Source organism: Caballeronia zhejiangensis, from assembly GCF_000698575.1.
GTDB lineage: Bacteria > Pseudomonadota > Gammaproteobacteria > Burkholderiales > Burkholderiaceae > Caballeronia > Caballeronia zhejiangensis.
The window spans coordinates 1-19,263 of the sequence record NZ_JFHD01000020.1; the positions used below are offsets into that span (position 1 = coordinate 1).

The window sequence follows — 19,263 nt, forward strand, 5'->3', positions numbered from 1 at the left end:
GCGAGCGTCAGCACCGCGTGGCCGATGTATCTCGGGCTCTTGTTCACGTGGGTCGTCGTGGCCGCGCCGGAAGGCGTCGCGGGCCTCGTTCGGCGCGATGCGCGGTCGTTGTGCATCGGCATGCTGAGCGCGATCGCGTGGGGCGTCGCGGTCGTCGTGCCGGTCGAAGCGCTTTACGCCGGACGAACCGATGCACGCGCGTGGTTCATCGCGTTGCCGTGCGCGTTGCTGGGCTTGTGGCTCGCGCGACGCACGAGGACCGCGCGATGAACGCGGCGCTCGAATTGCATGGCATCGTCAAGCGCTTCGGCGTGACGCGCGTACTGCGCGGCGTCGACTTGCAGGTCGCTGCGGGCGAGCGGCACGCGCTCATCGGACCGAACGGCGCGGGCAAATCCACGCTCTTCGATCTGATCTCGGGACGCACGCGGCCCGACGATGGACGCATCGTCGCGAGCGGAATCGATATCACCGGCAAGCCGCCGCAACGCGTATCGCGCTTGCTTGCCCGCAGCTTTCAGACGACGAGCGTGTTCGGCGGCTTGTCCGTGTTCGAGAACCTGCGTTGCGCGGCGCTCGGCGCGGCATCGTCGCGGCTTGTCGATCGATGGCTGCCTTCGCGACGAATCGACGAACGCGCGCACGCGATGCTCGATGCCATCGGCCTTGCCGCGCGCGCCGACGAACTCGCGGCACGCCTGACGTACGCGGAGCAACGCGCGCTCGATCTGGGCATCGCGCTTGCCACCGATGCGCCGCTGATCTTGCTCGACGAGCCCACCGCCGGCATGAATCGCGCGGAGGCGACTCGCGCGCTCGAACTGATTCGCGCGACGACGGAAGGGCGCACGCTGCTCGTCATCGAACATGACATGGATGCGGTTTTCGGCCTCGCGGATCGCATTTCGGTGCTCGTGCAAGGGCGCGTGATCGCCACCGATACGCCCGCTGCGATACGCGCGAATCGCGCTGTTCAGGACGCGTATCTCGGTGGAGTCGCGTCATGAAGGCGCAGTTGCGTATCGACGATTTGCGCGCGTGGTACGGCGCGGCGCAAGTGCTGCACGGCGTGCACCTGTGCATTGACGAAGGCGAAGCGGTGGCGCTTGTCGGCCGCAACGGATCGGGACGATCGACGCTCGCGAAAGCCATCATGGGACTCGTGCGATGCGCGGGCGACATGCGCTATCGCGATGTTCAGCTCGTCGGCTTGAGGGCGCATCGCATCGCGCGGCTGGGCATTGGTTACGTGCCCGAAACGCGCGATGTGTTCCCTGCGCTCACGGTGCGCGAAAATCTCGTGCTGGGCGAAAGGAAGGGCACGCGTTTTGCGTTGCGCGATGCGTATCGGCTGTTTCCCGTGCTCGAAGAACGCGCGTCGGTGAAGGCGGGCGCGCTGTCGGGCGGCGAGCAGCAGATGCTCGCGCTCGCGCGCACGTTGACGGGCGATCCGTCGCTGGTCGTCATCGACGAACCGGGCGAAGGGCTCGCGCCGCAAGTGCTCGCGCAAGTGGCCGCGTGTCTCGCGATGCTGCGCAACCGCGGCGTCGCGACGCTGCTGATCGAAGAGCGATTGACGATCGCGCGCACGCTCGATGCGCGCGTCGCGGTCATGGGGCATGGGGCGATACAGTTCGATGGGACGATCGAGACGCTCGCGCGCGATGAAGCGATCTCGCGGCAATGGCTGTCGGTCGGTGGCACGTTCGATTCGAGTCAATATGCCTGAAGTTCCTACGTATGCAGGCAGCGAAGCACGGTCGCTCGATGGAGGAAGAGGCTCGCGACATTCTGCGGACAGCTCTTTGGACAGAACCGGCGCAAGGAAAGATTCTTGTCGAATCGATTCGTGGCCGCATCGATCCGCTTGGCGGAGTCGAGTTGGAGCTTCCCAAGCGCGAGGCGATTCGTAACCCGTCGGGGTTCGATGACTGATCGTTCTGGATACCAACGTCCTTTCCGAGTTGCTGCGTCCGGCGCCGGAACAGCGCGTTTTGACATGGCTCGCCAACGAGCCGCGTTCGGCACTGTTCACCACGACTGTCACGCGTGGAGAAATTCTCCATGGAATATGGTCGATGGCCGCAGGTATCAGGCGGCAGCGCCTATGGGACGCCACGCGGATCATCTTCAGTGAAGATTTCGCTGGCCGTCTGCTGAGTTTCGATAACGATGCAGCCGATGCGTACGCGGAAATCGCTGCGTCGAGAAAGAGCATCGGCACCCATTAGTCAGTTCGACGCGACGATCTTCGATCCCTGGAACGCGTAGTGCAGCGAATGCCGCGACATGCGGCATTCGCCTTCCCGCTCGCTTAACCCTGCGCCTTGCTATCCCTCTCCACGATCCACTCATGCTTCGGATCGTTCTTGAAGTGCCACGTCCGCTTGTCGCCGGCCATCACGTTCAGATAGTAGTTATCGTAGCCATACGGCACGACCACCGGATGATACCCACGCGGCACCATGACGACATCGTGATCCTCGACGGCCATCGTTTCATCGAGATCGCGTTCATCGGTATAGACGCGCTGAAACGCGAAGCCTTGCGGCGGATTCAGTCGATGGTAATACGTCTCTTCGAGCGAGCTTTCGACGGGCACATTGTCCTGATCGTGCTTGTGCGGCGGATAGCTCGACGCATGTCCGCCCGGCGTGCGCACTTCCACGACCAGCAACGACTCGGCATCTTCCGTTTGCGGAAGAATGTCGCACACGTAGCGCGTATTCGCGTTCTTGCCGCGCGTCGAGCGCTTCATCTGCGATGGCTCGATGAGACGCGGCGGAAACTCGCCCTTCGCGGGCGCGCTCGCGACGCCGATCTGCGCATCGCGTTCCGCACGCACGATGGCGGCGAGCTTCGGCGGCACGTAGACGGCATACGGCGCGGCGTCTTCGAACACGCTGTCGCGCGAGCCGATCGACTGATAATGCTCGTCGCCCGCTTCGACGCTCACCGTGCCCGTCAACACGACGATGCAGCTTTCGCGATCCGCGTCGTAGACATGCACGACATCGCCCGCATTCAGGCGATACGCCGCGAAGCCGACGTGCTTCCAGCCCGCGGAATCGGGCGTGACGCGCGCGATGGTTTGTCCTTCGCGCGATGCTTTCACTAGCAGGCTCATGCTGCCTCCTTGAATGTTGCGTCGACGAGCGTACGCAGCGTGCGATAGCCCTTGTCGGCGTATGCGTAGCTCGGCGCGATCACCGGATCCTGTTCCGCTTCCACGACGAGCCAGCCTTCGTAATCATGCTTCGCGAGACACGCGATGATGCCCGGATAGTCGACGCAGCCATCGCCGGGCACGGAGAACGCGCCGTTGATGACCGCATCGAGAAAGCTCCAGTTGCGATTGCGCGCGAGCTTCACGATTTCGGGGCGCACGTCTTTGCAGTGGACGTGGCATACACGAGCGATGTGCTTTTGCAGCACGCTCAGGGCATCGCTGCCCGCGAACGTGATGTGTCCCGCGTCGAACAGCAGGCCGACCGAATCGTTGGTGAGCGCCATGAGGCGGTCGACGTCGGCGGGCGTTTCGACATACGCGCCCATGTGATGATGATAGGCGACGCGCACGCCGCGCGAGAGGGTGTATTCGGCGAAGCGGTTCAGGCGGTCTGCGTACTCGGTCCATTGCGCATCCGAGAAAAAGCGCGGACGTTGATAGAGCGGTTTTGGCGCGCCCTGGATCGAGTTGGCGACCTCGCCGTAGACCATTACGGTCGCGCCGTTTTGCGCGAGCAGGTCGAGATGGGGGCCCGCGGCTTCGATTTCTTCTTCTGCGCTGCGTTCTGCGAGTCGGCCTGAATACCAACCGGAGACTAGCGCTAGCTCGTACTGCGCGAGCAAGGCTTTTAGCGCTTGCGGTTCGCGAGGGAACTTGTTGCCTAGCTCGAAGCCTTCATAGCCGATCTGTTTTCCTTCCGTCAGGGCGGTGGAGAGAGGCGTCTCGCCGCCGAGCGAAGGCAGGTCGTCGTTCATCCATGACAATGGATTGATGCCGATGCGTATCTTTTTCAAAGGCATGATGTTGGGTTCTCCTTTTTGCTTTTTGCTTTCGCTTTCGCCGGATCCCGGTTTCGCGTCGGTCTATTAGCACTGCCCCTGTGCGGGGCGGCAGTCACTTTCTTTGCTGCTGCAAAGAAAGTAACCAAAGAAAGCAGCTTCCGATACGCCCGCGGTCACACGCAATTTGGGTAGTCCTCTCGTCCATCGTGGGCTGCCTAAGGAGTGCCCTCATAGGCCCCATCGGGATTGGATCGCGCACGGTCTGCCACCTCGCACCACACACCAAACTGGTTCAGCACCAAATAGCTCCAGCCCGCTTCGCGGCCGACCGGTCAACCGGGTCCGCGCGTGCTTCTCTACTAACGTCTCCATCTCACTGCAATCGCCGCCCTTGGGTTTCCCTTGCAGACCCGGCGGCAGCGCGCAGCGCTGTGCCGATACCGTTTCGTGCTGAACCAGCGCGCTCAACGTTTTCGGGCGGCGGACCGTGCGCGAGCCAAGCCCGGTTGGTCCTTTGAGGGCACTCTTTAGGCGAGTGCCGCCTGGGACGAGAGAACTACCCAAATTGCGTGTGACCGCGGGCCGTGACGAGCTGCTTTCTTTGGTTACTTTCTTTGCAGCAGCAAAGAAAGTGACTGCCGCCCCGCACAGGGGCAACGCCAATAGACCGACGCGATCACAGGCTTCCATAGAAGCTCAATCAAACACTACGAGCTTTGACGGCCTGCTCATAGGCCTCACGCGCAACGACGACAGCCGCGCGATCCGACACTTCAGGAACGGCGACTTCCCACCACCATCCACCTTCCTCGGTAGTCCTCGAAGGATCCGTATCGATAGAGATGAGATAACTGCGATCCGCCGCCCGCGCGCGCCTCATCGCGACGATAAGCTCATCGATGCTGGAAACATGCTCCGCCAAAGCCCCGAGCGACCGCGCATGCATCGCGAAATCGATCTCCGGCGCCCCAAGCGCGCCCTGCTTGCAATCATCGATGAGATTGTTGAACGGCGCCCCGCCACAAGCCTGCTGCAAGCGATTGATGCACCCGAACCCGTGATTGTCGAGCAACACCACGATCAACTTCGCGCCGAGCATCACCGACGTAGCGAGCTCGCTATTCATCATCAGATACGAGCCGTCGCCGACAATCACGATCACTTCGCGCTCGGGCCGCGCGAGCTTCACGCCCAGTCCGCCCGCGACTTCATAGCCCATGCACGAATAGCCGTATTCGACGTGATAACCGCCCGGCGCGCTGGTGCGCCAGAGCTTCTGCAAATCCGCGGGCAAAGTGCCCGCAGCACACACGACGATATCGTTGGCTGAAGAAGCATCGTCCGAGCGCTGCACCGCGCCGATCACATCGGCTTCGCGCGGCAGCTTGCCATCCGCGACGGGCGTGTTCGTCACATGCGCCACGGTCTCGCGCCACTCATTCGCAAGCCGATGCCCGCGCGTCGTCCATTGCGGCGATGCGTGCCAGTCGCCGAGCGCTTCGGACAACGCTTCCAGCGCGGCACGCGCATCCGCCTGCACGGCGAGCGCGTTCTGCTTGAGCGCATCGAACGGATTCGCATTGACCGCGACAAGCCGCGCCTGCGTGAATAGCGTGTTCGATCCGGTCGTGAAATCCTGCAGACGCGTGCCGATAGCAAGCACGCAATCGCTCGCATGCGCGAGTTCGTTCGCAGCGGTGCCGCCCGTCACGCCGATACCGCCGACGTTCAACGCATCGTCCCAGGCGAGCGCGCCTTTGCCCGCCTGCGTCTCCGCGACGGGCACGCCATGCCTGTGCGCGAACGTGCGCAACGCATCGGTCGCGAGTCCGTACAGCACGCCGCCACCCGATACGATCAACGGCTCGCGCGCTTCACGCAGCATCGCGGCGGCGCGTTCGATCTCGCGCGGAATCGGTGCCGGCGCATGAAACTCGACGGCGCGCGGCTCGAAGAACGAAGCAGGGTAGTCGTACGCCATCGCCTGCACGTCCTGCGGCAACGCGAGCGTGACCGGGCCGCATTGCGCCGCATCGGTGAGCACGCGTATCGCGCGCGGCAATGCGCTCAACAATTGCGCGGGATGCACGATGCGATCGAAGTAACGCGATACCGCCTTCAACGCATCGTTAGCGGAGACGCCGCCATCGTGACCATCCTCCACTTGCTGCAACACCGGATCGGGCGCGCGCGACACGAAGATATCGCCGGGCAACAGCAGTACCGGCAAGCGGTTCACATGCGCGAGCGCGGCCGCCGTCACGAGATTGGTCGCGCCCGGACCGATCGACGTCGTCACCGCCATCATGCGCCGCCGCATATGCGCCTTCGCATACGCGATCGCGCCATGCGCCATCGCCTGCTCGTTGTGCGCGCGATACGTCGGCAATTCATCGCGATGCCGATACAACGCCTCGCCCATACCCGCGACATTGCCATGCCCGAAGATCGCGAACACGCCGCCGAAAAGCGGCTCGCCGTGTTCGGTGCGAAGCGCCGCGAGATAGCGCACGAGCGCTTGCGCGGCGGTCAGTCGAATGGTCGAACTCACTGCGGTCTCCGATTGCGTTGCACGCTGGTTCATGCGGCTTGCTCCTGTGTCACTCGAAGTTCTGCGCCCGAAGACGAACGCGCCTCGCGCCATGCATCGATCAGCGCTTCGAACGTGCGTCGCACGCGCGCGATCAGTTCGCGGTCGTCGATTTCATTGGCGAGCCACGCATGACTCGGCTCATGAAAAATCGTGCGCCCGACGGTGAAGCCCTTGCACGTCTTCGAGGATGCCGCCGCTGCGAAGCCTTCACGCAACTGATCGACGCCCGCCGCCAAGCCCAGCAGCACGACGCCACGGCAATACGGATCGCGCTGCGCAATCAGCGCATCGATGGCTTGCCATTGCTTCGCGCTCATCGGTTCGAGCTTCCACCATTCCGGATAGATGCCGAGGTTGTAGAGACGCTTCAACGCACGATGCACCGTGTCGTCTTCAATCGGTGGCCCGTTCTTCGGCACGATCACTTCGAGCAGCAGTTCGTTGCCGCTTTCCTGAACGGCATCGTAGAGCGCGCGCAACTGCGCTTCCTGTTCGAGACGCACGTCATGCGGATGATCGGGGTGATATTGCACGAGACACTTCGCGACCTGCTCGCGCGGCCACTGCACGAGCGTCGTGCCGATGGAGCGGCCATGATCGAATTCGAGCGGCATCGAGCCGGGCAATTCGACCGGCCGGCCGATCCACCAGCCGCGTCCCGTCGCCGCGTTCAACGCATCTTGCCCGTAGCGATCGTCGATCAACACGCCAATGCGTCCTTCGAGCGCGAGTTCTTTCTCCGTCTGTGCAACGGCTTCGACGAACAGGTTTTTCAACGTCGAGATGCGCGCTTCGCTCGCGCCCGTTTGCTGCGCGAGATCGAAGAACTGATTGCGATGATCGAACGCGAAGCCGAGCACTTCGTCCCATTGCTTGCGCTTGGGACTCACGCGATGCAGACGCGCGAGCTTTGCATCGCGATCGGGGCGGCGCATGCGCGCGGGGTCTTCCTTCGCCGCGGCGAGAAAGTAATCGAGCTCGGCGGGCGTGGGCATCGCGGGCGCGCAGCCGTGACGCGACACGACGAGCGCGCCGCATGCATTGGCCGTTCGCGCGCAGGCTTCGAGCGGCTCGTCGCGCAGCCATCCCGACAAGAAGCCTGAAGCGAACGCGTCGCCGGCGCCGAGCACGTTGAGCACTTCCACTTCGACGCCGCCATGAACCGGCGCATCGTCGATGGACGACGGCACCGCGCCTTCGATGATCGAACAGCCGAGCGGCCCGCGCTTCACGACGAGCGTCGCGCTCGTGACCTTGCGGACCATCGCGAGCGCATCGATCAGACGGTCCTTGCCGCCCGCGATGCGAAACTCTTCTTCCGTGCCGATGACGAGATCGATCAACGGCAGAATGCGCTGCAAATGCGCAGTGACGCCTTCATTCGCGATGAAGCGCGTCTCGCCATCCGCCTTGCCCGTGAGACCCCACAAGACAGGCCGATAGTCGATGTCGAGAATCGTGCGGACGTCGTTGCGTCGTGCGTAGTCGAGCGCGCGACGGCTCGTGCGGTTCACCTGTTCCGTCGAGAAGTGCGTGCCCGTAATGAGCAGCGCCTTCGATGACGCGATATACGCTTCATCGAAATCGTGTTCGTCGACGGCCATGTCCGCGCAGTTCTCGCGATAGAACACGAGCGGAAACGTGTCGCGGTCTTCGAGGCCGAGCAGCACGAGCGCGGTGAGCCGGTCACGATCGATGCGAACGTGACTCACGTCGCAGCCTTCGCGTTCGAGCGTCTCCGTGAGAAAGCGCCCCATGTGATCGTTGCCGACGCGCGCGAGCATCGACGCATTCAGCCCGAGCCGCGCGCAGCCGAACGCGATGTTCGCCGACGAGCCGCCGAGATACTTCGCGAACGTCGATACATCTTCGAGCCGCGCGCCGACATTTTGCGCATAGAGATCGACGGCGAGGCGGCCGAGACACACGATATCGCGCGTGCGATCCGGCGCGAAGCGAGAGGGATTTTGCGTTGGCATGGATTCAATGTCCTCAGATCGTCGCGCCTTCGAGTTCGGTCATCATCTGCTGCATTTCTGCGCCGCCCGCCATCATGTCGAGCACTTCGTTCTTGCTGATGTTGTCCTTGGTGAACGTGCCCATCGAGCGGCCGCGATTGAGCAGCGTGAACGAATCGCCGATCGGATAGGCATGGTGAACGTTGTGCGTGATGAAGATCACCGAGATGCCTTTTTCGCGCGCCTTGTGGATGAGCTTCAACACATTGAAGCTCTGCTTCACGCCGAGCGCGGCGGTCGGTTCGTCGAGGATTAGCACGCGCGCGCCGAAGTGAATCGCGCGGGCAATCGCGAGACATTGCTTCTCGCCGCCGGACATCGTGCCGATCGGCTGATGCGGATCGCGCACATTGATGCCCATTTCGGCGAGCTTGGCGCGCGACGTTTCGGCGGCGAGATCGAGGTCCATCACGCTGATGCCGAAGCGCTTCTTTTGCGGCTCGCGTCCCATGAAGAAGTTGCGCGCCACCGATAGCAACGGCACGAGCGCGAGATCCTGATACACGGTCGCGATACCGAGATCGAGCGCTTCTTTCGGCGAGTCGAAATGCACGGGGTTGCCATCGACGAGATAGTCGCCGGAAGAGGGCTGATGCACGCCTGCGAGCGTCTTGATGAGTGTCGATTTGCCGGCGCCGTTATCGCCGAGCAGACAATGCACTTCACCGCGTTTGAGCCGCAACGTGACGCCGTTCAGCGCGATCACCTTGCCGAAGAACTTGCTGACGTTTTCGAGCGCGAGGATGTTGTCGTCTTGCATGATCGTTGCTCCTCTCATTGAGCCTGGGACACGCGGCGGCGCACGTAGTGATTGAAGAGCACGGCGATGAGCAGCATCACGCCAAGGAATACGCGGAACCAGTCCGAGCTCACGTTCGTATAAGTGATGCCGATCTGCACGACACCGAAGATCAGGGCACCGAAACATGCGCCGACGACCGATCCGTAACCGCCCGTCAGCAAGGTGCCGCCGATGACCGCCGCGATGATCGCTTCGAATTCCTTCTGCAAGCCGCGATCCGCCGCCGCCGAGCCGATATCGCACACTTGCAGCACGGCGAAGAGGCACGAGCAGAACGCGGTGAGCACGAAGAGCGATATCTTCACGCGCTTCACCGGCACGCCGACGTTCTTCGCGGCATTCGCATCGCCGCCGACCGCGAGAATCCAGTTGCCGTAGCGCGTCTTGGCGAGCACAAACGCGCCGACCGCCGCGAGCGCGAGCCACCAGATGATGACTTTCGGAATGCCCGGCACGAGCGGCTGGCCGCTGTCGAGCAGCTTGCCGATGCCCATGTGCGCGAGCCAGTTGAACAGGCCGTGAAACGCGACGCCATGAAAGAGCGTGTCGGCGATGGGATCGGCCTGGGCGAGATCGCCGACGCCCGAGATGATGGTGCGGTCCGCGAACATGATCGACAGCGCGAGCGTGAGGCCGCGCAGAATGAACAGGAACGCGAGCGTGACGATGAACGACGGCAGGCGCGTGCGCATGACGAGATAGCCATTCAATGCGCCGAGCAGCATCGACATGACGAACGCGAAGAGAATCGAAAGGGATAGCGGCCAATGAAAATAGACCGCCGGCAACGCGACCATCATGCCAGCGAAGCCGATCATCGAGCCGATGGACAAGTCGAACTCGCCCGCGATCATGAGCAGACACGCGCCGACCGCGAGCAGGCCGAGATAGGCGGCCACTTGCGACCAGTTCATCACGCCGTCGAGGTTGAACATGCCCGACGATCCCGCGCCGAAGCCGAACACGATGAAGACGAGCACGGTGCCGGAAATGGCCGCGAACTCCGGGCGATTCAGCAAATGACCGAACCACGACGTGTGGCGTACGCGCTCATCCGAGGGCTTGGCCTGGTCAGGTGTTTCAGCGTTGTCCTGCTGACGGTTCACGTGAGGAGGGTAGTGTTTGCCGGCTACGCCCATGATGGCTCCTTGAGACTCGATGTCGATGCGGTACCGATGCGCGCGTCGCCGCCGCGTCCGCGAACGGACGCAGCAAGGCGCGCTGAACGTCGATAAAAGCGGGCGGTGCGCGAAGCGCCGCCCGAATCAGGTCACGCCGGGATCAACGATATTGACCCGCGTACTTCACGACCTTGTCGAGATTTTCTTTGGTGATGAAACCCGGGCCCGAACGAATGTTCTTCGGTCCGTACGACGGCTGCAATCCGTAGGTTTCGAGGCGCGCCTTGAACTTCGGATTGGCTTCGAGAAGCTGACGGATCTTCGCCGGATCGGTCGTATGTTCCTTCTTCACGATCGCGAGCACGGCCACCGGGATATAGCCTTGCAGATACGGCTGCTGATCGATCGCGAACTTGATCGTGCCGTCCTTGATGGCCTTCGCGATGTCGTCCGAGAAGTCGAAAGTCACGAAATACACCTTGTTTTGCAGGCCCATTTGCGTGACGGCCTTGAGCGTCGCGGATGCGGGCGTCGGTCCGAGCGTGAGGATCGCGCCCGTATCCGGATGATTCCGCAGATACGCCGATACCTTCGACTGAATCTCGGTCGGGTCTTGTCCCGAATCGATCGTCGATGCCTTGTAGTCGATGCCGAGTGCGTCCGCGAAGCCCTTGCAGCGATCGAACGACACCGTGTTCGTCGCGATGTGATTCACGCAGACGAACGACTTCACGCCCGCGGCCTTCGCCTTCTCGCCGGCCGCCTTGCCCGCCACATATTCCGGCTGGCCGACGTGCATGATCGCGCCCAGTTGCGCGCTCTGTTCCTCGGTGCCCGAGTTGATCGTGACGAGCGGAATCTTCTTCGCCGTGACCTTGTTGATGGCGCTCTTCAGCACATCGAAATCGGCGATGGTCGTGATGACGCCATCGTAGTTGCGCGCGGCGGCCTGCTCGATCAGGCGCGACATGTCCGCGATGTCGCCGTTCGGCGGATTGCGGTAGTCCGTCTGCACGTTGAAGTCTTCGTCGGCCTGCTTGATCGCGTTCTTGATGGTGTTCCACCAGGAATCCGAGTCCGGCGCGTGGCTGATCAGCACGAACTTCGCGTCGGGCGCCGCGTGTGCGGGACTCGCCGCCATCATCGATGCGCTGCACAACGCAGCAGCAGCCACCAGCGCGCGCAGCGCGGCCCGACCGTTGCAAATGGTCATTGTCTCCACCTATCTCGGTTGTTGTTTGGTGTGATGTTTCGCGAGCCGACCCTTCGATGTGCCGTGCTCAGGACCAAGAGTAGGTCAGTTTTCGGTGGCCTGCAATAGAAATTTCATTGGTGCGGCAAATGGAAAATACATTCCAATTTGCTTGCCGTGTTCCTATAATCGGTTCACGACGAACATCGAAAGAGCCTGTGATGGATGAGACCAGCACCGACGTGCAAAGCGTCGACGAACTGATGCAGCGGATCACCGACGCCTACGACTCGCTGCCGCGCCAGTTGAAGAGCGTCGCGACGTATATCGAGCAGCATCGGCCAAGCGTGATGATGGATCGCACGAGCGATATCGCCAACGCGTGCGGCGTGCATGCGTCAGCGGTCGTGCGGTTTGCGCAGCGCTTCGGTTTCTCCGGTTTCTCCGACTTGCAGGCCGTGTTCCGGCAGGCGTACACGGGCGCGGGCGGTTCGCAGCAGACGTATCAGCAGCGCATACGCAAGCTCATCGACGAGAAGGCGGGCGATGCGTCCGGCCTGTCGGTCGCGCGCGAGTTCATCGCGGCGAGCCGCACGGGTCTCGACGAGCTCGAAGCCGGTCTCGACGACGCGCAGTTCGAAGCCGCCGTCGAGATGCTTTCGCAGGCGGAGAACATCTACGTGATCGGCGTGCGCCGGTCGTTCGCGGTCGCGAGCTACATCGTCTATGCATTGCAGCACACGAAGAAGCGCGTGCATCTGATCTCGGGCTTCGGCGGCATGTTTCGCGAACAGGTGCGCAGCGTGGAGAAGGGAGACGTGGTGATCGCGATCAGCTTCGCGCCCTACGGCAAGGAGACGCAATATTGCGTGCGCGCCGCGCAGCATCACGGCGCGGCGACGCTCGTCATCACCGATAGCCAGCTTTCGCCGCTCGCGCGTCACGCGAGCGCGAGTCTGTTCGTGAAGGAGGGCAGCGCGTTCGCGTTTCGCTCGCTCACGAGCACCATTTGCCTGTGCCAGGCGTTGTTCATCGCGCTCGCGTACCGGCTCGAGTTGAACGTTGAGGAATCCAAGGAGACAGGTGGCTATGACGATTGATGTGGCGGTGTTTGGGGCGGGGCGCATCGGCAAGATTCACGCGGCCAATCTCGCGCGGCAACCGGGCGTGCGTCTGAAATACGTCGTCGATGTGAATCGCGACGCGGCCGCCGCGCTCGCGAAAGCGCATGGCGCGACCGTCGCCGATGTCGATGGCGCGATGGGCGATGCCTCCGTCGGCGCGACCGTCGTGTGTTCGAGCACGGATACGCACGCGGATCTGATTCTGGCGTCGGCGGCGCAGAAGAAGCATGTGTTCTGCGAGAAGCCCGTCGATCTCACGACCGAGCGTGCGCGCGCGTGCGCCGATGCTGTCGAGAAGGCGGGCGTCGTCTGCATGATCGGCTTTCAGCGTCGCTTCGATCCGACGTTCTCGGCGTTGAAGGCGCGTATCGACGCGGGCGAGATCGGCGATCCGGAAATGCTGATCGTGACGAGCCGCGATCCGGGCGCGCCGCCGGTCGAGTACATCTTGCATTCGGGCGGCATCTTCAAGGACATGCTGATTCACGACTTCGACATCTTCCGCTGGATTCTCGACGACGAAGCCGACACGCTGCACGCGACGGGCAGTTGCTTGAGCGATGCGGCCATCGCCGAAGCGGGCGATATCGATTCGACCGCGGTCACGATCCGCACGAAGCGCGGGCGTCTGTGCCAGATCAATACGGCGCGGCGCGCGGCGTATGGCTACGATCAGCGCTTCGAGCTGCTCGGCAGCGCGGGCATGCTGCAGGCTGGCAATGTGCGGCCGACGGAAGTCACCGCGTACACGTCGGCGTCGGTGTCGAGCGACAAGCCCGAGGCGTTCTTTCTCGAACGTTATCGCGCGGCGTATGCGGCGGAAATCGCGCATTTCTTCGATGCGGTCAGCAACGGCAAACCGGTGCGAACCACCGTCGCCGATGGCCTGAAGGCGCTGGAACTCGCCGAAGCGGCGACCTTGTCGTGGCGCGAGAAGCGCATCGTCAAGCTCGGGGAGAACGTCGCATGAGCGCGGTGCGCTTCGGTATCGCCGGACTGGGGCGGCTCGGGCGCCGGCATGCGGAGAATCTCGCGTGGCGCGTGCCGGGCGCGAAACTCGTCGCGGCGTGCAGTCCGGTTGTGGACGAGCGCGAGTGGGCTTCGTCGAGTCTTCCCGAGTTGTCGCTTTATGCGGATTACGATGAACTGCTCGCCGATGCCTCCGTCGATGCCGTGTGGCTCGTCACGCCGACGTCGCTGCATGCGCGGCAGATCATCGCCGCGTTGCGCGCGGGCAAGCATGTGTTCTGCGAGAAGCCGCTGTCGCTCAATCTCGCCGAATGCGACGCGGTGATCGAAGAGCACGCGCGGCATCCGCATCTGCAAGTGATGATCGGCTTCGTGCGGCGCTTCGATGCGAGCTATCGCGATGCGTTCGATCGCGTCGCGAGCGGCGCGATCGGCCGGCCGTTCATGGTGCGCTCGCAGACCTGCGACAAGAACGATCCCGATGGCTTCTTCGTGCGATTCGCGCCGACATCGGGCGGGCTGTTTCTCGATTGCAGCGTGCACGACATCGATCTTGCGCGCTGGCTGCTCGGCAATCCGCGCGCGAAACGCGTGTATGCGAGCGGAACCATCGCGATTCACGAAGGCTTGCGCGAGTGCAATGACATCGACAATGGCGTGGGCACGATCGAGTTCGATGACGGACGGCTCGCGGTGCTGTATGCGTCGCGGACGATGGCGCATGGGCACGACACGCAGACGGAAGTGATCGGCACGGCGGGCGCGCTGTCGGTGGGACGCAATCCGCGGGCGAATCGCGTGGAAATCGCGGATGCGCAGGGCGTGCGCAATGCCTGCACGCCGACGTTCTTCGAGCGCTTCGAGGATGCGTTTTTGCGCGAGGCGCAGGCGTTCGTCGGGTTGCTTCGGCAAGGGCAGCCGACGGGGCTGACGCTCGACGATGCAAGAGAGGCGACGCGCATTGGTATTGCGATGCGGCAGGCTTATGAGAGTGGGCGGGCGGTGGAGTTTTGACCTCTGCGTTAAAATCGAACCTTCACGAGCGCTCCCCTCACCGGCAAACAAAGGTTCAATCGCGATGGAAGTTCACAAGGAAGTCGACGCGCGCGGGCTCAACTGCCCGTTGCCGATTTTGCGGGCAAAGAAGGCGCTCGCCGACATGACGAGCGGTCAGATTTTGAAAGTGCTCGCGACCGACCCGGGATCGCAACGCGATTTCGCGGCCTTCGCGAAGCAGACCGGCAACGAGATCGTCGAATCGACCGCACAGGACAAGACGTTCATCTTCCTGATGCGGCGGCGTTGAAGCCAACGAACGCACAAGCAAACGCCCAAAAGCAAAATGCCCGTCACGCAGGTGACGGGCATTTTTTTCATCCGATCCGGCCAGAAAGTCAGTCTTCGAGAATCGGCGCGCGATTGCGCAGATATTCCTCGAATTCCTGCTTCACTTCCGGATGACGCAGCGCGAACTCGACCGTCGCCTTCAGATAGCCGAGCTTGCTGCCGCAATCGAAGCGCGTGCCCTGATACTTGTACGCGAGCACTTGCTCATCCGACAGCAGCGATTGAATCGCATCCGTCAGTTGCAGTTCTCCGCCCGCGCCCGGCTTCAGCGCGCGAATGTGATCGAAGATGCGCGGCTTCAGCACGTACCGGCCGACTACGCCCAGGTTCGACGGCGCCACGGCGGGTTCCGGCTTTTCGACGATTCCCGACAGCTTGAAGATGTTGTCTTCCCATTCCTTGCCGTCGATGATGCCGTAGGACTTCGAATCCTCCGGCGGGATTTCTTCGACGCCGATCACCGAGCTGTGATAGTGATCGAAGACTTCGATCATCTGCGACATGACGGGCGGCTTGCCGTACAGCAAGTCGTCCGCGAGGATCACGGCGAACGGATTGTCGCCGACGAGCTTCTCCGCGCAGAGCACAGCGTGGCCGAGACCGAGCGCTTCGGCCTGACGCACGTAGAAGCAGTCGACATGGCTCGGCTTGATGCTGCGCACGAGTTCGAGCAGCTTGTCCTTGCCGCGCGCTTCGAGTTCCGCTTCGATCTCATAGGACTTGTCGAAGTGATCTTCGATGGCGCGCTTGCTGCGTCCCGTCACGAAGATCATTTCGGTAATGCCGGCCGCCATTGCTTCTTCGACCGCGTACTGAATCAGCGGCTTGTCGACGACAGGCAGCATTTCCTTCGGGCTGGCCTTGGTCGCGGGAAGGAACCGCGTGCCCAGACCTGCGACGGGGAAAACCGCTTTGGTAACTTTTAGCATGTGATGACCCTGATCCTCTTAATCAATGAAACGTCGAGACAGACGGAGCGGATCGATAAATGATTCGAACCCTCAAATTCAAGCAGGCAGACGCAATAATTGGGCCTGAAGCTTCTCGATAGTGGTTCCGTATTCTGCCAGCCTTTTACGCTCCTGTTCAACGACAGCGGCCGGCGCTTTTGAAACAAAGCTTTCGTTTCCGAGTTTCGCGTTACATTTTGCGATCTCGGCCGTCAGACGGTCCACTTCCTTGGTCAGGCGCTCGCGTTCCGCGGCGATATCGATTTCGACTTTCAACACGAGCTTGCTCGTGCCGACGATCGCGACGGGCGCGCCATGAGCTTCCTTGTCGAGGGCGGCTTCGTCGTCGATGATCTTCACTTCGGAAAGACGCGCGAGGGCAGCGATATACGGTGCGAACGCGGTGAGGCGCGCCGCGTCGCCGTGCGCGAGCAACGGCACCTTCACCGCGGGCGACAGATTCATTTCGCCACGTAGATTACGACATGCATCGATGACACTCTTCAGTTCGGCAGCCCACTGTTCTGACGATTCATCGATCTTTTTCTGCTCGGCGCGCGGATAAGGCTGCGTCATGATCGAGACTTCGCCTTCCTTCGCGCCTTGCGGGAAGGCGTCGGTGAGAGGGGCAACCTTCTGCCACAACGCTTCCGTGATGAAAGGAATGATCGGATGCGCGAGGCGCAGCACCGTTTCGAGCACACGCAAGAGCGTGCGACGCGTCGCCCTCTGCTGCTCGGGCGTGCCGGTCTGGATCTGCACCTTCGCGAGTTCGAGATACCAGTCGCAGTACTCGTCCCACACGAATTTGTAGATCGCGCTCGCGACGTTGTCGAAACGATAGTCCGCGAAACCCTTTTCCACTTCGGCTTCCACGCGCTGAAGCAGCGACACGATCCAGCGATCCGCCTGCGAGTAATCCGTGTAGCCGCCAGGGCCGCAATCGCCTGGTTTGCACGCGCCCGGATTCGCAAAACCGCAATCGTGGCCCTCGCAGTTCATCAGCACGAAACGCGTGGCGTTCCAGAGCTTGTTGCAGAAGTTGCGATAACCCTCGCAGCGCGCGAGATCGAAGTTCACGTTGCGGCCGAGGGTGGCCATCGAGGCCATCGTGAAGCGCAGCGCGTCGGTGCCGAACGACGGAATGCCTTCGGGGAATTCCTTGCGCGTTTTCTTCTCGATCTGCGCGGCGGCCTTCGGATTCATGAGGCCGGTCGTGCGCTTGGCGACGAGCGATTCGAGGTCGATGCCGTCGACGATATCGATCGGGTCGAGCGTGTTGCCCTTGCTCTTCGACATCTTCTGGCCTTCGGCGTCGCGCACGAGTCCGTGCACATAGACGGTGTCGAACGGCACCTTGCCGGTGAAATGCGTGGTCATCATCACCATTCTGGCGACCCAGAAGAAGATGATGTCGAAGCCTGTCACGAGCACCGACGACGGCAGGAACGCCTTCAGTTCCTTCGTCTCGTTCGGCCAGCCGAGCGACGAAAACGGCACGAGCGCGGACGAGAACCAGGTGTCGAGCACGTCTTCATCGCGCTTGAGTGCGCCTTTGTAGCCTTGCGCGTCGGCTTCGGCGCGGGCTTCTTCTTCGGTCTTCGCGACGAAAATCTCGCCGTTCTCGCCGTACCACGCGGGAATCTGATGGCCCCACCACAACTGGCGCGAAATGCACCAGTCCTGGATGTTTTCGAGCCACTGATAGTAGGTGGTCGTCCAGTTCTCCGGCACGAACTTGATCTGGCCGTTGCGCACGACATCGAGCGACGTTTCCGTGATCGACTTGCCCGGATTGAACGTGCCTTCGGGCGCGGGCTTGCTCATGGCGACGAACCACTGGTCCGTCAGCATCGGTTCGATGACCACGTTGGTGCGGTCGCCGCGCGGCACCATCAGCTTGTGCGGCTTGACGGATTCGAGCAGGCCGAGCGCTTCGAGATCTTTCACGACGGCTTTGCGCGCGTCGAAGCGATCCATGCCGCGATATTTTTCAGGCGCGTTGTCGTTGATCTTCGCGTCGAGCGTGAGAATTTCGATCTGCGGCAGCTTGTGGCGCTGGCCGACGGCGTAGTCGTTGAAGTCGTGCGCGGGCGTGACTTTGACGACGCCGGTGCCGAATTCGCGATCGACGTATTCATCGGCGATGATCGGGATTTCGCGATCGCATAGCGGCAACGTCACCGTCTTGCCGATCAGATGCTGATAACGCTCGTCTTCCGGATGCACCATCACGGCGGTGTCGCCCAGCATGGTTTCCGGGCGCGTGGTCGCGACCGTCAGATGACCGGAACCGTCCGGCAGCGGATAGTTGATGTGCCACAGGCTGCCGTTTTCTTCTTCGCTCACGACTTCGAGATCGGACACGGCGGTGCCGAGCACCGGGTCCCAGTTCACGAGCCGCTTGCCGCGATAGATCAGCCCTTGTTTATAGAGCGTGACGAACACGTCGCGCACGGCGGCCGACATCTTGTCGTCCATCGTGAAGTATTCGCGCGACCAGTCGATCGATGCGCCCAGACGCCGAACCTGATTCGTGATGGTCGAGCCGGATTGCTGCTTCCACGCCCAGACGCGCTTCAGAAACTCTTCGCGGCCGAGGTCATGGCGCGAGATGCCTTGCGCATCGAGCTGGCGTTCGACGACGATCTGCGTCGCGATGCCCGCGTGGTCCGTGCCCGGCACCCACAGCGTGTTTTCGCCCAGCATGCGGTGATAGCGCGTCAGGCCATCCATGATGGTCTGGTTGAACGCGTGCCCCATGTGCAGCGTGCCGGTGACGTTCGGCGGCGGCAACTGGATGGAGAAATTCTTCGCGCCTTCCTTGAACGTGGGAGCGGCGTATCCGCGCTTTTCCCATTCCGGGCCCCATTGGGACTCGATGTTTTGAGGCTCGAAGCTTTTTGCCAGTGTGTTGTCGCTCATGTCGTCGTTCGTCTAGATCTGAAAGCAGGGAATCCGTCAATTATAGCGGTGCCCACGTGGCCTACTCGTACGGTGCCCGAGTGCCCCGTAAGAGCGATATCTGGAAGTAATTGTCAAAAGCGCGCTCTGTCCCTGTATCGCAAAAAGCCATGGTTCTACGCTGGCGGATTCGCACGCGTGCATCCGGCACGAGTGGCGCAAGAGAAAGGGG

The 19,263-nt window shown here is 62.2% G+C and carries 17 protein-coding genes and 1 pseudogene; 9 read left to right on the forward strand and 9 right to left on the reverse strand.

The window, feature by feature from the left end:
- From BG60_RS22730 to BG60_RS22750, 5 genes and pseudogenes are all read left to right on the forward strand, one after another.
- Positions 1-270 (forward strand): annotated as a pseudogene (locus BG60_RS22730) (branched-chain amino acid ABC transporter permease); the annotation flags it as partial.
- Positions 267-1,007, forward strand: a complete 741-nt coding sequence (locus BG60_RS22735; protein WP_034473080.1) for an ABC transporter ATP-binding protein — start codon at positions 267-269, stop codon at positions 1,005-1,007. The pseudogene BG60_RS22730 and the gene BG60_RS22735, both read left to right, overlap by 4 nt.
- On the forward strand, positions 1,004-1,729 hold the full coding sequence (locus BG60_RS22740) for an ABC transporter ATP-binding protein (RefSeq protein WP_034473012.1): 726 nt from the start codon (positions 1,004-1,006) through the stop codon (positions 1,727-1,729). Before BG60_RS22735 ends, BG60_RS22740 begins: the two co-directional genes overlap by 4 nt.
- A gap of 11 nt (positions 1,730-1,740) precedes the next feature.
- A complete protein-coding gene (locus BG60_RS22745; protein ID WP_081851873.1) occupies positions 1,741-1,935 on the forward strand; it encodes a FitA-like ribbon-helix-helix domain-containing protein in 195 nt (64 codons plus the stop codon).
- A 59-nt stretch (positions 1,936-1,994) separates the two neighbouring features.
- Complete coding sequence (locus tag BG60_RS22750; RefSeq protein WP_241484879.1) at positions 1,995-2,231, forward strand: PIN domain-containing protein; 237 nt, start codon at positions 1,995-1,997, stop codon at positions 2,229-2,231.
- Positions 2,232-2,314: 83 nt separating this feature from the next.
- Here the strand turns inward: BG60_RS22750 and iolB are convergent, their stop codons facing one another.
- From iolB to BG60_RS22785, 7 genes are all read right to left on the reverse strand, one after another.
- Complete coding sequence (gene iolB / locus BG60_RS22755) at positions 2,315-3,127, reverse strand: 5-deoxy-glucuronate isomerase (RefSeq protein ID WP_008341974.1); 813 nt, start codon at positions 3,125-3,127, stop codon at positions 2,315-2,317.
- Positions 3,124-4,029 (reverse strand): myo-inosose-2 dehydratase, encoded by a 906-nt coding sequence (iolE, locus tag BG60_RS22760; protein WP_034473014.1) that lies wholly within the window; start codon positions 4,027-4,029, stop codon positions 3,124-3,126. The genes iolB and iolE overlap by 4 nt, the downstream gene beginning before the upstream one ends.
- A 682-nt stretch (positions 4,030-4,711) precedes the next feature.
- Positions 4,712-6,595, reverse strand: a complete 1,884-nt coding sequence (gene iolD / locus BG60_RS22765) for a 3D-(3,5/4)-trihydroxycyclohexane-1,2-dione acylhydrolase (decyclizing) (RefSeq protein ID WP_034473015.1) — start codon at positions 6,593-6,595, stop codon at positions 4,712-4,714.
- A complete protein-coding gene (locus tag BG60_RS22770) occupies positions 6,592-8,583 on the reverse strand; it encodes a bifunctional 5-dehydro-2-deoxygluconokinase/5-dehydro-2-deoxyphosphogluconate aldolase (protein ID WP_034473016.1) in 1,992 nt (663 codons plus the stop codon). Before BG60_RS22770 ends, iolD begins: the two co-directional genes overlap by 4 nt.
- 13 nt (positions 8,584-8,596) lie before the next feature.
- Positions 8,597-9,382 (reverse strand): ATP-binding cassette domain-containing protein, encoded by a 786-nt coding sequence (locus tag BG60_RS22775; protein WP_008341966.1) that lies wholly within the window; start codon positions 9,380-9,382, stop codon positions 8,597-8,599.
- Positions 9,383-9,396: 14 nt separating this feature from the next.
- Positions 9,397-10,563 carry an ABC transporter permease gene (locus BG60_RS22780; RefSeq protein WP_034473017.1) on the reverse strand — a complete coding sequence of 389 codons (1,167 nt, stop codon included), beginning with the start codon at positions 10,561-10,563 and terminating at the stop codon, positions 9,397-9,399.
- Positions 10,564-10,705: 142 nt separating this feature from the next.
- A complete protein-coding gene (locus tag BG60_RS22785) occupies positions 10,706-11,758 on the reverse strand; it encodes a sugar ABC transporter substrate-binding protein (RefSeq protein WP_008341961.1) in 1,053 nt (350 codons plus the stop codon).
- Positions 11,759-11,958: 200 nt separating this feature from the next.
- On the opposite strand from BG60_RS22785, the gene BG60_RS22790 reads away from it, so the two are divergent.
- From BG60_RS22790 to BG60_RS22805, 4 genes are all read left to right on the forward strand, one after another.
- Positions 11,959-12,837, forward strand: a complete 879-nt coding sequence (locus BG60_RS22790; RefSeq protein ID WP_034473019.1) for a MurR/RpiR family transcriptional regulator — start codon at positions 11,959-11,961, stop codon at positions 12,835-12,837.
- The gene (iolG, locus tag BG60_RS22795) at positions 12,827-13,831 is read left to right on the forward strand and encodes an inositol 2-dehydrogenase (protein WP_008341957.1); all 1,005 of its coding nucleotides are present in this window, start codon (positions 12,827-12,829) and stop codon (positions 13,829-13,831) included. Before BG60_RS22790 ends, iolG begins: the two co-directional genes overlap by 11 nt.
- A complete protein-coding gene (locus BG60_RS22800; RefSeq protein WP_034473020.1) occupies positions 13,828-14,844 on the forward strand; it encodes a Gfo/Idh/MocA family protein in 1,017 nt (338 codons plus the stop codon). Before iolG ends, BG60_RS22800 begins: the two co-directional genes overlap by 4 nt.
- A gap of 64 nt (positions 14,845-14,908) precedes the next feature.
- The gene (locus tag BG60_RS22805; protein WP_008341954.1) at positions 14,909-15,136 is read left to right on the forward strand and encodes a sulfurtransferase TusA family protein; all 228 of its coding nucleotides are present in this window, start codon (positions 14,909-14,911) and stop codon (positions 15,134-15,136) included.
- 88 nt (positions 15,137-15,224) lie between these two features.
- Here the strand turns inward: BG60_RS22805 and galU are convergent, their stop codons facing one another.
- Both galU and BG60_RS22815 read right to left on the reverse strand, forming a co-directional pair.
- Positions 15,225-16,106: a UTP--glucose-1-phosphate uridylyltransferase GalU gene (galU, locus tag BG60_RS22810; protein WP_008341953.1), complete on the reverse strand. Its 882-nt coding sequence runs from the start codon at positions 16,104-16,106 to the stop codon at positions 15,225-15,227.
- A gap of 78 nt (positions 16,107-16,184) precedes the next feature.
- Entirely contained in the window at positions 16,185-19,052 is a 2,868-nt protein-coding gene (locus BG60_RS22815; protein ID WP_008341952.1) for a valine--tRNA ligase, read from the reverse strand.
- Positions 19,053-19,263: the final 211 nt, after the last annotated feature.

What these genes read in the sequence shown, in the direction of transcription:
- BG60_RS22735 (WP_034473080.1), top strand. Translation starts at nt 267, where the DNA reads ATGAACGCGGCGCTCGAATTGCATGGCATCGTCAAGCGCTTCGGCGTG.
- BG60_RS22740 (WP_034473012.1), top strand. Translation starts at nt 1,004, where the DNA reads ATGAAGGCGCAGTTGCGTATCGACGATTTGCGCGCGTGGTACGGCGCG.
- BG60_RS22745 (WP_081851873.1), top strand. Translation starts at nt 1,741, where the DNA reads ATGCAGGCAGCGAAGCACGGTCGCTCGATGGAGGAAGAGGCTCGCGAC.
- iolB (WP_008341974.1), bottom strand. Translation starts at nt 3,127, where the DNA reads ATGAGCCTGCTAGTGAAAGCATCGCGCGAAGGACAAACCATCGCGCGC.
- iolE (WP_034473014.1), bottom strand. Translation starts at nt 4,029, where the DNA reads ATGCCTTTGAAAAAGATACGCATCGGCATCAATCCATTGTCATGGATG.
- iolD (WP_034473015.1), bottom strand. Translation starts at nt 6,595, where the DNA reads ATGAACCAGCGTGCAACGCAATCGGAGACCGCAGTGAGTTCGACCATT.
- BG60_RS22770 (WP_034473016.1), bottom strand. Translation starts at nt 8,583, where the DNA reads ATGCCAACGCAAAATCCCTCTCGCTTCGCGCCGGATCGCACGCGCGAT.
- BG60_RS22775 (WP_008341966.1), bottom strand. Translation starts at nt 9,382, where the DNA reads ATGCAAGACGACAACATCCTCGCGCTCGAAAACGTCAGCAAGTTCTTC.
- BG60_RS22780 (WP_034473017.1), bottom strand. Translation starts at nt 10,563, where the DNA reads ATGGGCGTAGCCGGCAAACACTACCCTCCTCACGTGAACCGTCAGCAG.
- BG60_RS22785 (WP_008341961.1), bottom strand. Translation starts at nt 11,758, where the DNA reads ATGACCATTTGCAACGGTCGGGCCGCGCTGCGCGCGCTGGTGGCTGCT.
- BG60_RS22790 (WP_034473019.1), top strand. Translation starts at nt 11,959, where the DNA reads ATGGATGAGACCAGCACCGACGTGCAAAGCGTCGACGAACTGATGCAG.
- iolG (WP_008341957.1), top strand. Translation starts at nt 12,827, where the DNA reads ATGACGATTGATGTGGCGGTGTTTGGGGCGGGGCGCATCGGCAAGATT.
- BG60_RS22800 (WP_034473020.1), top strand. Translation starts at nt 13,828, where the DNA reads ATGAGCGCGGTGCGCTTCGGTATCGCCGGACTGGGGCGGCTCGGGCGC.
- BG60_RS22805 (WP_008341954.1), top strand. Translation starts at nt 14,909, where the DNA reads ATGGAAGTTCACAAGGAAGTCGACGCGCGCGGGCTCAACTGCCCGTTG.
- galU (WP_008341953.1), bottom strand. Translation starts at nt 16,106, where the DNA reads ATGCTAAAAGTTACCAAAGCGGTTTTCCCCGTCGCAGGTCTGGGCACG.
- BG60_RS22815 (WP_008341952.1), bottom strand. Translation starts at nt 19,052, where the DNA reads ATGAGCGACAACACACTGGCAAAAAGCTTCGAGCCTCAAAACATCGAG.